This window comes from Actinomadura rubrisoli, assembly GCF_004349215.1.
GTDB lineage: Bacteria > Actinomycetota > Actinomycetes > Streptosporangiales > Streptosporangiaceae > Spirillospora > Spirillospora rubrisoli.
This window is the reverse complement of sequence record NZ_SMKU01000277.1, coordinates 1-12,518: the sequence shown is the minus strand read 5'-3', so window position 1 is coordinate 12,518 and position 12,518 is coordinate 1. Positions and strand designations below refer to the sequence as shown.

Sequence of the window (12,518 nt, the reverse complement as noted above, 5' to 3'; positions counted from 1 at the left end):
GTGGAGATCTGGGGGCCGGGGTTGAGGGTGAGCAGCCGGAACATGCGTTGCTGGTCGGCGGGTAACGCCTGGTAGGACAGGTCGAAGGCGGCGCTCAAGCCGGGCCGGTCGTTGTCGATGTTGTCCAGCCGGGTTCTAAGATCGCGCAGCCGATCGGCCAGGACCGCCAGCGGCATCGTCGGATGGCTGGCCAGCAGCGCAGCGACCAGGTGGATCGCCAGCGGCAGACCGGCGCAGGCCCGGGCCACTGCGGCGGCGTCGCCGGGGTGGTCGCCGGCGCGGGTGTCGCCGCGGCGCTTGGCGGTCAGCAGCCGCGCCAGCAACTCGGTGGCGTCGGTGTCGGACAAGGTGCTCAGGTCCAGGAGCAGGGCGGGCAGCCGGCCCAGGGTGTGCCGGGAGGTGACGATCGCATGCCCCACACCGGGCAGCAGCGCTTGGACGTCGGTGTCGGGAGAGGCGTTGTCCAACACGACCAGGATCGGGGTGCCCACGCTTGTGTAGGTGGCCAGGATCGCCCGGTACATCCGTGCTCGTTCGTCGAAGGCGGCCGGGATCACCTCGTCGGGGACGCTCAGTGCGCGCAGCAGGAAAGGGCGAGACATTCGCCGACCTCGGAGCCGGGTTCGAGGTATCGACGAGCACGACCTGGCGGTACGTGCAGGAGGCTGTGGCGCTGTTGTCGGCGCGGTCACCGAAGCTGATGGCGGCGTTGCGGAAAGCGGGCAAGGACCGACTGCACCCGCTGATTTTGGACGGAACGCTCATCGCCACTGACCGGGTGCGGCCCGACCGGCCGTACTACTCGGCCAAGCACCGCTACCACGGGATGAACGTGCAGGTGATCGCTGGCCCTGACGGGATGATCCTGTGGACATCGGAGGCGCTGCCCGGCCGCACGCACGACCTGACCGCCGCCCGCGTGTGGGGAATCCTGCGCGCATTGGTGCAGGCCGGCACCATCACGCTGGCCGACAAGGGCTATCAAGGCGCTGAGGCTTCGGTTGTCATTACGCCCTACAAGGGGCGGGACAAGCCGACACCGCAGAAGCAGGCGAATCGTTCGCACGCCAAGCTCCGCGGACCGGGTGAACGCGTGAACGCCCAGATGAAGTCAAGGAACAGGCGCGGGGCGGTGGTCGTTGTGGAGGGAAAGCCCGGGGTTGTGGGCTTCGACCGTGACGAGGAGTTGAGCATGGCCGTCACCCTGGTTAACCCTGATGGGCTGCCGAAAGTCGACCTTTACCGGCAGGTGTCCGTTGCGACCGGGTCGAAGATGGTGTTCATCGCGGGGCAGGTCGCCCGGGACGCGGATGGCGGGAAGGTCGGCGAAGGCGATCTCGTCGCCCAGGTCGAGCAGTGCTACCTCAATCTCGGTACCGCCTTAGCCGCGGTCGGCGCGACCTTTGACGATGTGGTGAAGCTGACCGTCTACGCCGTTGAGTTGACCACCGACAAGCTGCCCTTGTTCGCGGAAGGGGTCTCCCGCGCCGCCGCGAAGTTGGGCGTCACGATCGTCCCACCGCTGACGGGGATCGGTGTCACCGCACTGGCCGAGCCCGACCTGCTCGTCGAAGTCGAGGCCACCGCCGTCATCGATTGAGCGAGTGCGTCCCCCAGCCAGGCATGCGTCACAGGCCTTGGCGAGTGTGGATCGCCCCGGCGATGTTGGAGATCAGATCGGTGGGTTCTCAGCCGGTCAGGGCCGCTGTGCCGCGTGACCGGTGGAACGCTTTCCTCGTACTCACGCGGGGGAATGTTCCCACACTAAGAATGTATCCTTTCGGTGTTTTACCACGCCACCCATTCCATCGTGGCGAGCGTCACGTCCATAACATTCTCCCAGCCGCCCCGGAAGTCGATGAGTTCCTTCTTGTAGAGGCTGTTGAGTGACTCGACGGCGTTATCAAAGGAATCGCCCTTGCTGCCGACCGAACGGGCCGCGCTGATCTGATCCAGCCGCCCGGCGTACCGGGTCACCGTATATTGCACGCCCCTGTCGCTGTGATGAACCAGGCCGCCGTCGATGCCGCCACGCGACCAGATCGCCATTTCCAGCGCGTCCAGCACCAACCCGGCACCTAGATGATCGGCGACCTGCCACCCTGCAAGGGCCCGGGAGAACAGATCCTGCACGAATGCGGCGTACACCCACCCGGAGGCGGTGTCGACATAGGTGATATCAGCCACCCATCGCCGGTTGGGGGCGTCCGCGGTGAAGTCGCGTTCCAGCAGGTCACCCGGCCGATCCGCGCCCGCCGCGGTGGTCCGGGGCCGCTTGCGGGGCGCGCGCACCCCGGCGATGCCCAACTCGCGCATCAGCCGCTCCACCGTGCACCGGGCGACCTTGCCGCCTTCACGATTCAGGTGCGTCCACACCTTCCGCGCCCCGTACACACGCCGGCCCGGGCCGTTCCACACCCGCACGATCTCCTTCTTCAACCACTCGTCACGCACCGCACGAGCCGAAGGTTCCAACTCGCGTTTCTTCGCCGCCCAATAGGTCGACGGCGCACACTCCAGCACAGCGCAGATCGGGTCAACTCCGAACTGCTCCCGGTGGGAATCGATGAACTCGACTAGCGCGGCAGTCTCGGGTCGAGTTCCCGGGCGAAGTACGCACTGGAGGCCTTCAGGATCTCGTTCGCCGCCGCAACCCACGGTTCTCGCGCTCCAACCGGCGATGCGCTGGGCGTCGCCGGTCATAGTGCCCGGACGCTGCCCGCCATCGACCTCGGCCTGCCCGATCCAGGCCCGCAATGCCTCACGATGCACCCCCAACTGGTCGGCGACCCGGGCAACCGTCCCGGTCCTCTCACTTGTCCGCTCACGCGGCCCAAAGACCATCCGGACCGCGCATTCACGCAGCTCAGCGGAGTACTTCCTCGGAGGCGCCACAACCCCTCACCCTTCCAGGTATCAGAGCCTCCAACCAACACGGGGCGCGCCACCCACTCCCGACGCACCCGAACCCGCCCTCCACCCGACCGTCTCCGACACGAACTCGATCAAGCAGAACCCCAACCAACCAGACTCATTCACCCCACCTGTAACGACCACGAACCGCAATCGTGATCACTCGCACAGCTTCTCTTGGGCTGGGGTCAGCTTCGGAAGCGGAGGGCCAAACAAGATCGAACGAAGCAGGCCGCGTGACGAGAACACCGAGGTCAACAGGTTAAAAGCGAAGCTAAGCGATTGAGCCAACACAGGCGTTGGTGCACCTAACTTAGCCACGGCACTTGACGGCCAACAACAGGTCGAATAATCTGCTCGCGAATAGACCAGCTTGCAGGGGGTCGAAAGCTGCGGGGGACGCAGCGGGTAACAGATTCACTTTGGGTTATTGGCGCCGCCTGCGGGTCGCGTCGCGCTTCCGCTTGCCCGGATTGGATTCTGGAAGCACTGACGCTGTGGAGAATTCATGATCTATGCAAACGTATATGACATTGTCTGCGACAATGTCTATCTTGAACTTGACCAGCTCATCCCCAATTCGCGCGTCTTTCTCAAGCTGGAAGGACTTAATCCGGCAGGCTCGATCAAAATCAAGACGGCGGTCGGTTTGGTGGCGAGCGCCGAAGAACGCGGTTCACTCGAGGCCGGTGGTCGTGTCATCGAATCGTCCTCGGGAAATCTCGGTATCGCCTTGGGCATGGTCTGCGCGGCCAAAGGATACAGACTCACCATCGTCACCGACGCGAACGCCAATCGGTCCGCGGTACGTGCGATGGAGGCGCTTGGCGTACGTGTGCTGGTCATTGAGCAGCCCGACGCCTCAGGCGGGTTCCTGCATCGTCGTATCGGTCTCATCGAGCGCGAACTCGCGGACGATCCCAAGTTGGTCTGGCTGAACCAGTATGCCAACCCGGCAAATCCCCAGGCCCACCGCGATCGCACCGCTCCGGGCATCCACAACGAACTCGGTCAGGTGGATGTGCTGGTGGTGGGGGTCGGTACCTCCGGCACCCTGATGGGTTGTGTCGAGTACCGGCGGAGAACCGGCATGCCGACCCGCCTTGTGGCCGTAGACGCTGCCGGCTCGGTGACGTTCGGCCACCCGCCCCAGAGGCGGCTCATTCCGGGTCTTGGCGCGAGCCGTCGCCCCGAGATCTTCGTGGACTCCGGCGACTTCGAGAAGGTGATCGTCTCCGAAGAGGAAACGGTTGCCATGTGCCGACACATGGCGAGACAGTACGGCGTCCTCGTCGGCGGTTCCACCGGAACGGTGCTCGCGGCCGCTTGTCGGGTGGGCAGCACCGTGTCGCCGGGGTCCCGGGTCGTCGTCGTGTCGCCGGACATGGGAGGCAATTACCTGGACTCAATCTATTCGGACAGCTGGGTGGCCGAGAATATTTCACCGGCCGCATCGGAAGCTGAGTTTGCGGGAAGCGGTGCCTGAATTTTGTGTGGTTCCCGGTGCCGTGGCCAACGAGATCCTGGCGGACAACCGCGAGGAAGTGCAGAGGCTGGTGACCGATACCTATCTCCACCACGAACGGGGGACAGACGATCAATCCGGACAGCTACTTTCTACGATTTCCGGATAAGTCGGATTCGCGGGTGATCGCCCTGCCGGCCTACCTTGCTGGTGAGGTCGACCGGATCGGAATCAAGTGGATATCCAGTTTTCCGCGCAACACGATCGTGAACATGCCGCGTGCCTCTGCGGTTCCGTTGCTCAACGACTATGAGACCGGCCGGCCGGTCGGGTGCCAGGAAGCCGCCGGCATCAGCGCGGCTCGCACTGCTGTGTCCGCCGCTGTCGCGGCGGCGAGGCTCGTTGACGGCGGCGCACAGAGTTGCGCGTTTGTAGGTGGTGGGGTGATCGCACGGACGATCTTGGAGTACCTGCCGGTCGCCGGAGTCGAGTTGTCGGAGGTGTCCTGCTACGACGATGATCCGGCAAGCGCGGCGATGCTGTCGAGCCATGCGGAGGCACGACTGGGTGTGTCACGCAAAACGCTCGGAACACTGGGCGAGGCGTTCACTCGGGACCTTGTCGTTTTCGCGACGACGGCCCCGCAGCCGTACGTGCCGGCAGATGTGCAGCTGCGACCGGGACAGGCGCTGCTCAACATCTCATTGCGCGATCTTCCTCCGGAAGTGCTTTTGGGGGCCGACAACATCGTCGATGACGTCGAGCACTGCCTGAAGGCGCAGACCTCGCCGCATCTCGCTGAGCAACTCACCGGCAGTCGCGACTTCATCACCGGAACCTTGGGGGCAGTGCTTCAGGACCGCGTGACGTTCACCGCGGACCGGCGGCCTATCATCTTCTCTCCAATTGGCCTTGGCGTCCTCGACATCGCGGTGGGTGCTTTTGTCCTTGAGGAGGCGCAGCGACGAGGCGGGCGCTAGTCATTCCCGACTTCTTTGGTGAAACCGACGTTGGTAACGATTGGGAGGACGACAATGGCCACAACAGATGACGTTGAACGGGGCGCTGACCAGCAGGCGAAGAGCCTCCTTGGTTCCAGGCTGGACCGGTTCGACGATGTGATCTTGAATCTCTACTCGCACTACTGGCCTCCGGTGCCGGCATTCTCCGGGTTACCGGATCAACTGGCCGAGTACCTGAACACCCCACGCCCCGAGCGGGCCACGATGCTTGCCCGGCTACGAGGTGACGAGGCGCACGAGCGCTTCCTCCACGAGAGTCTCGCAGAGATCTATGCCTACCTGTACAAATACCGCGACGGGGCGGCAACTCAGGAGAGCCACGACGACATCGAAATCGATCTATTGACAGCGAAGATCGAACTCGAGCGGGAACTGCTGAACCATTGGCTGGGTCGCCTGGATTTGCCCGTCTTTCCGGATCAGAATTCTGCAGCCGACCATCTTGACGAGTTCGCCGAGTCGAACCCTGGGGTCGGGCACCCCCTCTTCGCCTACCTCGCCGACGAGGCGCCGCGCTGGCAGCTTGACATGTTCCTGCGCGGCGAGACAATTCGCAACGAGGTCGTCGACGACGAGGTCGCCATGCTGGTCGTGGGTATGCAGGGGGCACAGAAGGCGGTCGTGGCGGCGAACCTCTGGGACGAGTGCGGCCGGGGCAAGCTGGAGAACTTCCATACGTTCTGGCTTCGTCGCCTTATCGAGGCATCGGACGGCGGCTGGGCCGGGTTCCATCGGCAACGCGCACGTAACCCGTGGTTCGCCAAGATCACATCGAACATGAACGCGATGCTGCTGAGCCGCCCGGCCTGGAACCAGATGGCCTACGGGTGCTTCCTGGTCTTCGAAAGCTGGGTCGAGCCGCACTTCCGGCACCTGCTACGGGCGATGGACCGGCACGGCGTAGAGGACCCGGACGTGCGGATCTACTTTGCCGCCCATGTAGCGGTCGACCCGCGACATTCGCGGGAGCTGTCGGACGGCATGAGATTCCAGCGGCCGACGCTGTCATCCCGCGAGGTGGCCGAGATCGTCCGTGGGGCACATATGGCGGCGGAGGCAGGCCGGCGACAATACGATAAGTGGCTGACGTACTTTCAGCAGGCAGCGGATCCGCACGATCTGAGATCGAGTGGATCCGATACTGGCCTTGCTGAACGCCCATCGCGCGGGTCGCTGGGAGCAGATTGATGGAGGCCGCGGCAGCAATGGTGCCACCATTGCTCGCACTCATCCTCCTCCTGAGGCTGAAGACCAACGTCGCCGCGCCGGTGGTGCTGGGCGTCACCGTGCTGGTCGCCGGCGTCGTCTTCAATGCGGATGCGGGTACATATGGCGACGCCATCGAGCGTGCCGGCCCGGTGACGGTGGAGGTCCTGCTCATCATCCTGGGCGGGCTATGGTTGAATTCACTGCTGTCGCAGGGGGGAGTCAACGACACGGTCGCGGGCTGGCTTGCTGGTCTCGGCATGTCCCGGAGGCGACTGGTGGTTCTGGTGGTCCTCGGAGTTACCCCCTTCGCGGAGTCCGTGACGGGGTTCGGCATCGGAGCCGTGATCGCGATTCCCATCCTGGTGGCAGGTGGCTTACCCCCGCTGCGCGCAGCGATCTGTGGTCTCCTGGGATTCGTCGCCGTTCCCTGGGGAGCGCTCTCTCCGGGAACCTTGGTAGGCGCGCAGATCGGCCGGGTTGGATTCCAAGAACTCGGCGTGATGTCCGCGGCGTTGTCGCTGCCGACGTACCTGGTCTACAGTACGGCAGCGGTGATCCTGGCATGCGGTCGCGCCGCGGTGAAGCGTGCTTTGCCGGACATCCTCGCTGCTTCGGGGATGCTCTGGGTGGCGATCTTGGCGGCCAACTATGTGTTCGGCACCCGGGTCGCCGGTGCCGTCGGCGCGGGGGTGTGTACGGTTCTGTTTCTGCTTTTCACGGGCGCAATGGAAAGGTTCCGAATTCGGGTTACGCCGGCGTTCCGTGCGGCGATGACCCCGTATGTGCTTCTGTGCGGGCTTGTCATCGTAGGCAGAACCGTGCGGCAAACGGTCCTGCCCGAGGACTTTCCCGGCATCGCCGCCCGGTTCGTGGAAAGCCCGGCGATCTGGCTCTTTGTCACGTGCCTTGCGACTCCACACTTGGTCCGATCACACCATCCCGATGCCCAGCTGACTGGTCGATCGTTGAGCGGTGCGGCCAGGAAGTGGTTGCCTGTGGCGATAGCCACGGCTAGCTTCCTTCTCGTGGGGTCGACCATGACCGTCTCCGGGATGAGCGCCACGGTGGCAGAGGCGTCCAGTCAGCTCGGCCTCGGATATCTGTTCGTCGCGCCGTTGATCGGCGCCTTGGGGGGCCTGCTGACCGGTTCCAATGTGGGAGCGAACGCGATGTTCGCCGACAACCAGGGCCAGACCGCGCACGCGCTCGGCGTTGACCGGACGCTGGTGGTCGGTTTCAACAACGTCTCGGGGTCGATGGGCTCCATGGCCTCGGGCCCGAGAATAGCGCTGGCGGCGGGGATTGTTGCGGCCGGTGCTCCGATCGTCGGCCAACGGCAGCATGACCGGCAGCGGCAATCCGCGACCGTCAACATGGATCGGCAGGTCTTCGGCGTGACCATCCTGGTGGTTGGACTGACGGCGCTCGTCTACTCGCCACTGTGTTTCTTGCTGGGGATGCTCAGTCGATGAGGCACCTGCTCGAAAGGAGTAGCGATGAAGAACAACTCCCCCCGTGTCATCGGCATGCTAGGGGGAATGTCGTGGGCAAGTTCGGCCGTCTATTACCGGATGATCAATGAAAGGATAGCGAAGGAACTGGGCGGTCTGCATTCAGCCCGGATCTTGTTGAACAGCGTGGACTTTGCCGAGATCGTCCAATGGAACGCTGACGGAGACTGGGACTCGGTCGCCGACAGGCTCGGTGGGATCGCTCAAGGGCTGGAAAGGGTCGGAGCCGAGTGCATGCTGATCGCCTGTGTCACACAACATGTGGTGGCTGGTACGATAGCGGCGCGTATCAATGTACCGCTGATCAGTATCGTCAAAGTGACCGGCGACGCCATTGCGGCCGACGGAAATCAGCGGATAGGGCTTCTCGGGACCCATTTCACCATGACTCATGGATTCTTCGTCGACGCACTTGCCAACCGCGGTATCGATGTCCTGCTGCCGGAAGGCGTTGAACGGAAATACATCCATGAGAGCATCTTGAATGAGTTCAACCTGGGGATATTCAACGACAGCACACGGCAGAAGTACCTGGGCATCATTGACGGCCTCGTCGCCAGGGGAGCCCAGGGCATCGTCCTGGCATGCACCGAGATAGGAATGCTTGTCGGCCAGGATCAGGTTCCCGGCGTGCCGTTGTATGACACTACGGCCTTGCACGTCGGAGAGGCCGTCAGGTTCAGTCTCGACCAGGCTTGACATCGACACTCCTGGTGGAATGCGGAGGGTATCGGATCCGAACCCATGGGACCGGTCACCCGGCCCAACGGTTTTCAAGACCCACCGTAAGAAACGCACGGGACCGCTGCACGGATCGGTGACATCTGGTCTGTGGTGACCAGGGGGTCATCGCTGGCGCACATCGACCTGGTCGCACGGATCTGGCGGTAGCGGTCTGGATGTGTCGCAGGGCATCCACCAACCGTGCCAGAGTCGGCAGCGATGGCAGCGAGCCCGGCCGTCTCCACACCTCCCATAGCACCAGCGGGGCGGGCGCCGGTTCCGGCTGCGTGCAGCGGCCTGCGGCGTGGCTGTCGGCGTCCAGGAAGTACCGGCACCGTCCCGGCGCCTGATAATCGTGGCCCGCCGGTCTGGCATCGACGACCTGGCCGCACCAGCGGCACCACCAGTCCCAGCCGGGCGACAGGGTCAGGGGTTCCAGCGGGATGAGCCCGGCTCGGCAGACCGCGGCGGCCAGATCGGCGGGCACCGCCGGGTCGGACAGGTAGCGCTGGCCCCGTTCCCACTCGACCTCGACGGCGGCGGCCGCGGGTCATGTAGCTTTCGCCGGTCATGGCCTGTCGGCGGCGGATGCGGCGTTGCAGGTGGCGGGCAGAGCGACGACGGGGGCCGGCGGTCATGGCGGCCTCGGGCGGAGTCCTACGCACACCGCTGGATGGCATGAAGTCGGGGGGATCATGCGTCGTCCCTGGACGCTTTATCGTCGGCGCACCAGCGGCGTAGGCACTCGATGCTCAGACCGGCAGGCGTGATCTGCAAACTGGCAGCATGGCCACTTTCCCTCACCCTGCGCGGCCAACTCCCAGGATGCTGCCGACGCCGTACCGCAACGCCGGGACTGCAGCGGCGCCTGCCGACAACAGGCCTACCGAGCCCGAGGTCTCGCAGACTGTGCGGGGCTGACGCCTGTTCCCCAGTCCCAGAGCAGCTGCCGCTCGGGCCGGATGAGGTCGTACGCGTGCGCGGCACGGAACTGCCAGCCGGAGATACCAAGTTGATTTCCGTCGTGCTCACGAAGTGCCGGGCGGACTCCATGCGGTAGGCGTCAAGCACGCGGTAGGCGAACACTTCAGTCGTCAGGCTGGCGACCTCGTCTGGCGCTGCCCAGGTAAACGCACTTTGCAGAGTCACCTCGACACTGCATCCATACCGCCGTTCGCGTACGGCTACGACGGCGGCAGGCCGAGGGCGCGGGCGATCAGCATGCGCTGGACCTCCGACGTGCCCTCGCCGACCTCCAGGATCTTGGCGTCGCGGTAGAAGCGGCCCACGGCGTACTCGTTCATGAAGCCGTAGCCGCCGAAGATCTGCGTGGCGTCGCGGGCGTTGTCCATCGCGGCGTCGGACGAGACCAGCTTGGCGATCGACGCCTCCTTCTTGAACGGCTCCCCGGCGAGCATCTTCGCCGCCGCCGCGTAGTAGGCGAGGCGGGCGGTGTGCGCGCGGACCTCCATGTCGGCGATCTTGAACTGGATCGCCTGGTAGCGGCCGATCTCCTTGCCGAACGCCTCGCGCTCGCGGACGTAGCGCAGGCACTCGTCCACGCAGCCCTGCGCGAGGCCCACCGACAGGGCGGCGATGGCGATGCGGCCCTCGTCCAGGATGCGCAGGAACTGCGCGTAGCCCCGGCCGCGCTCCCCGACGAGGTTCTCGGCGGGCACCCGGACGTCGTCGAACGACAGCTCGCGGGTGTCGGACGCCGACCAGCCGACCTTGGAGTACTTGCGGCCGACGGTGAAGCCCGGCGTCCCGCTCGGGACGAGGATGGTGGAGATCTCGCCGTCGCCGGTGAACGCGGTGACGGTCACGAACGCGGTGATGTCGGTGCCGGAGTTGGTGATGAACGCCTTGGACCCGTTGATCACCCACGAGTCGCCGTCGAGGCGGGCGGTGGTGCGCATCCCGCCGGGCACGTCGGAGCCGCCGCCCGGCTCGGTCAGCCCGAACGCGCCGAGCCTCTCGCCGGACGTCAGCCGCGGCAGCCAGGTGGCCTTCTGCTCGTCCGACCCGAAGCGGTGGATCGGCATCGCGCCGAGCGACACGCCCGCCTCCAGCGTGATGGCGACGGACGAGTCGACGCGGGCCAGCTCCTCCAGGGCGAGGCAGAGCGCGAAGTAGTCGCCGCCCATGCCGCCGTGCTCCTCCGGGAACGGCAGCCCGAACAGGCCCATCTTGCCCATCGCGGCGACGATCTCGTACGGGAACTCGCCGCGCTCGTACAGGTCGCCGATCACCGGGGCGACGGTCTCGCGGGCGAACCGCTCGACCGTCCGCCGCAGCTCCTCCTGCTCGTCGCCGAGCGTAAAGTCGATCATGACGGCACTACTCCGTTCCAGGTGACAGGGCTTGGACGACGCGGGACGGGCTGGGCCGACCGAGCCGCCCGGCCATCCAGCGGCTGGTGGCGACGAGCTTGCCGAGGTCGACGCCGGTCTCCACGCCGAGGCCGTTCAGCATCCACACGAGGTCCTCGGTGGGCAGGTTGCCGGTCGCGCTCTCGGCGAACGGGCAGCCGCCGAGGCCGCCCGCCGACGCGTCCACGACGGTGACGCCCGCGCGGAGCGCCGCGAGGGTGTTGGCGAGGGCCTGCCCGTAGGTGTCGTGGAAGTGCACGGCGAGCCGGTCGGTGCCGATGCCCGCGTCCCCGAGCGCCTCGATCAGTGCGGTGACCTGGCCGGGCGTGCCGACGCCGATCGTGTCGCCGAGGCTGAGCTGCGAGCAGCCCATGTCCATCATGCGGGACGCGACGGACACGACCTGCTCGATCGGGACATCGCCCTCCCACGGGTCGCCGCACACCATGGACACGTAGGCCCGCACCCACAGGCCCTCGGCGCGCGCGCGTTCGACGACCGGCGCGAACATCGCGAGGGACTCGTCCACCGTGCGGTTGAGGTTGCGGCGGGCGAACGTCTCGGTGGCGCTGCCGAAGATGGCGATCTCGGTGATCCCGTTGGCGAGGGCCCGCTCCAGGCCCCGCTCGTTCGGGACGAGCACCGGGTAGCGCAGCCCGGGCGTGCGCACCAGCTCGGCGAGCAGTTCCTCGGCGTCGGCGAGCTGCGGCACCCACTTGGGGTGGACGAAGCTGGTCGTCTCGATCGTGCGCAGTCCCGCGTCCGCGAGCCGGGTCACGAACTCCGACTTGACCGCCACGGGGACGACGGCCTTCTCGTTCTGCAGGCCGTCGCGCGGGCCGACCTCGTAGATCGTGACCCGCTCGGGAAGCCCGGAGAGGGGTACGCGCATCGTCATGCCTCCTCGATGACGGCCAGCACCGCGTCGAGCGCCACCTGCGCGCCCGCGCGGACCGGCAGCTGCGCCACGACGCCGGCGAGCGGCGCGGTGACGGTGTGCTCCATCTTCATCGCCTCCACGACCACGAGCGGCTGCCCCTCCTCCACGCGGTCGCCCTCCGCCGCCTTGACGGCCAGGACCGTCCCGGGCATCGGGCTGCGCAGCACGCCGTCGCCGGTGGCCGCCGCGGCGGCTCCGCCCTCGGCGCGGACGTGCTCGCTCAGCGCCCAGGCGTGCCCGTCGCGGCCCAGCCACAGCGTGCGCCCGTCGCGGGCGGCGGCGAACGAGACCGTCCGGTTGTCGTAGGTGAGTGCGAAGGTGGTGGACGAACCGGGGGAGCGGGCGAGGGACGAAGAGGGGGAC

The 12,518-nt window shown here is 66.0% G+C and carries 10 protein-coding genes and 2 pseudogenes; 7 read left to right on the top strand and 5 right to left on the bottom strand.

Annotated features, from left to right (window positions below; all coding sequences use genetic code 11):
- Positions 1-602, bottom strand: a pseudogene (locus E1298_RS35130) (regulator); the annotation flags it as partial.
- Here E1298_RS35130 and E1298_RS50760 point away from each other — a divergent pair.
- Positions 590-1,114 (top strand): annotated as a pseudogene (locus E1298_RS50760) (transposase family protein); the annotation flags it as partial. The pseudogenes E1298_RS35130 and E1298_RS50760 overlap by 13 nt on opposite strands.
- Positions 1,106-1,600, top strand: a complete 495-nt coding sequence (locus E1298_RS50755) for a RidA family protein (RefSeq protein WP_341770674.1) — start codon at positions 1,106-1,108, stop codon at positions 1,598-1,600. The pseudogene E1298_RS50760 and the gene E1298_RS50755, both read left to right, overlap by 9 nt.
- Before the next feature lie 188 nt (positions 1,601-1,788).
- Here the strand turns inward: E1298_RS50755 and E1298_RS35120 are convergent, their stop codons facing one another.
- Positions 1,789-2,895, bottom strand: coding sequence for an IS3 family transposase (locus E1298_RS35120; protein WP_279499381.1), 1,107 nt, complete (start codon positions 2,893-2,895; stop codon positions 1,789-1,791).
- A gap of 526 nt (positions 2,896-3,421) precedes the next feature.
- On the opposite strand from E1298_RS35120, the gene sbnA reads away from it, so the two are divergent.
- From sbnA to E1298_RS35095, 5 genes are all read left to right on the top strand, one after another.
- Positions 3,422-4,399 carry a 2,3-diaminopropionate biosynthesis protein SbnA gene (gene sbnA / locus E1298_RS35115; RefSeq protein WP_131901062.1) on the top strand — a complete coding sequence of 326 codons (978 nt, stop codon included), beginning with the start codon at positions 3,422-3,424 and terminating at the stop codon, positions 4,397-4,399.
- A gap of 161 nt (positions 4,400-4,560) precedes the next feature.
- Complete coding sequence (locus E1298_RS35110; protein WP_207945020.1) at positions 4,561-5,358, top strand: 2,3-diaminopropionate biosynthesis protein SbnB; 798 nt, start codon at positions 4,561-4,563, stop codon at positions 5,356-5,358.
- Between the two features lie 54 nt (positions 5,359-5,412).
- A complete protein-coding gene (locus E1298_RS35105; RefSeq protein WP_131901060.1) occupies positions 5,413-6,588 on the top strand; it encodes an iron-containing redox enzyme family protein in 1,176 nt (391 codons plus the stop codon).
- Positions 6,588-8,081: an L-lactate permease gene (locus tag E1298_RS35100; protein WP_131901058.1), complete on the top strand. Its 1,494-nt coding sequence runs from the start codon at positions 6,588-6,590 to the stop codon at positions 8,079-8,081. Before E1298_RS35105 ends, E1298_RS35100 begins: the two co-directional genes overlap by 1 nt.
- A 24-nt stretch (positions 8,082-8,105) precedes the next feature.
- Positions 8,106-8,819 carry an aspartate/glutamate racemase family protein gene (locus E1298_RS35095; protein WP_131901056.1) on the top strand — a complete coding sequence of 238 codons (714 nt, stop codon included), beginning with the start codon at positions 8,106-8,108 and terminating at the stop codon, positions 8,817-8,819.
- 1,208 nt (positions 8,820-10,027) lie between these two features.
- On the opposite strand, the gene E1298_RS35090 is transcribed toward E1298_RS35095, so the two are convergent.
- The 3 genes from E1298_RS35090 to E1298_RS35080 form a co-directional block, all read right to left on the bottom strand.
- Entirely contained in the window at positions 10,028-11,176 is a 1,149-nt protein-coding gene (locus tag E1298_RS35090) for an acyl-CoA dehydrogenase family protein (protein WP_131901054.1), read from the bottom strand.
- A gap of 7 nt (positions 11,177-11,183) precedes the next feature.
- Positions 11,184-12,107, bottom strand: coding sequence for a hydroxymethylglutaryl-CoA lyase (locus tag E1298_RS35085; RefSeq protein ID WP_131901052.1), 924 nt, complete (start codon positions 12,105-12,107; stop codon positions 11,184-11,186).
- Between the two features lie 2 nt (positions 12,108-12,109).
- Positions 12,110-12,518, bottom strand: a 409-nt coding sequence (locus E1298_RS35080; RefSeq protein WP_341770672.1) for an acyl-CoA carboxylase biotin carboxyl carrier protein subunit, incomplete at its 5' end; no start/stop codon positions are given.

Coding starts and splice junctions, on each gene's coding strand:
- E1298_RS50755 (WP_341770674.1), top strand. CDS start 1,106: ATGAAGTCAAGGAACAGGCGCGGGGCGGTGGTCGTTGTGGAGGGAAAG.
- E1298_RS35090 (WP_131901054.1), bottom strand. CDS start 11,176: ATGATCGACTTTACGCTCGGCGACGAGCAGGAGGAGCTGCGGCGGACG.
- E1298_RS35100 (WP_131901058.1), top strand. CDS start 6,588: ATGGAGGCCGCGGCAGCAATGGTGCCACCATTGCTCGCACTCATCCTC.
- sbnA (WP_131901062.1), top strand. CDS start 3,422: ATGATCTATGCAAACGTATATGACATTGTCTGCGACAATGTCTATCTT.
- E1298_RS35105 (WP_131901060.1), top strand. CDS start 5,413: ATGGCCACAACAGATGACGTTGAACGGGGCGCTGACCAGCAGGCGAAG.
- E1298_RS35095 (WP_131901056.1), top strand. CDS start 8,106: ATGAAGAACAACTCCCCCCGTGTCATCGGCATGCTAGGGGGAATGTCG.
- E1298_RS35085 (WP_131901052.1), bottom strand. CDS start 12,107: ATGCGCGTACCCCTCTCCGGGCTTCCCGAGCGGGTCACGATCTACGAG.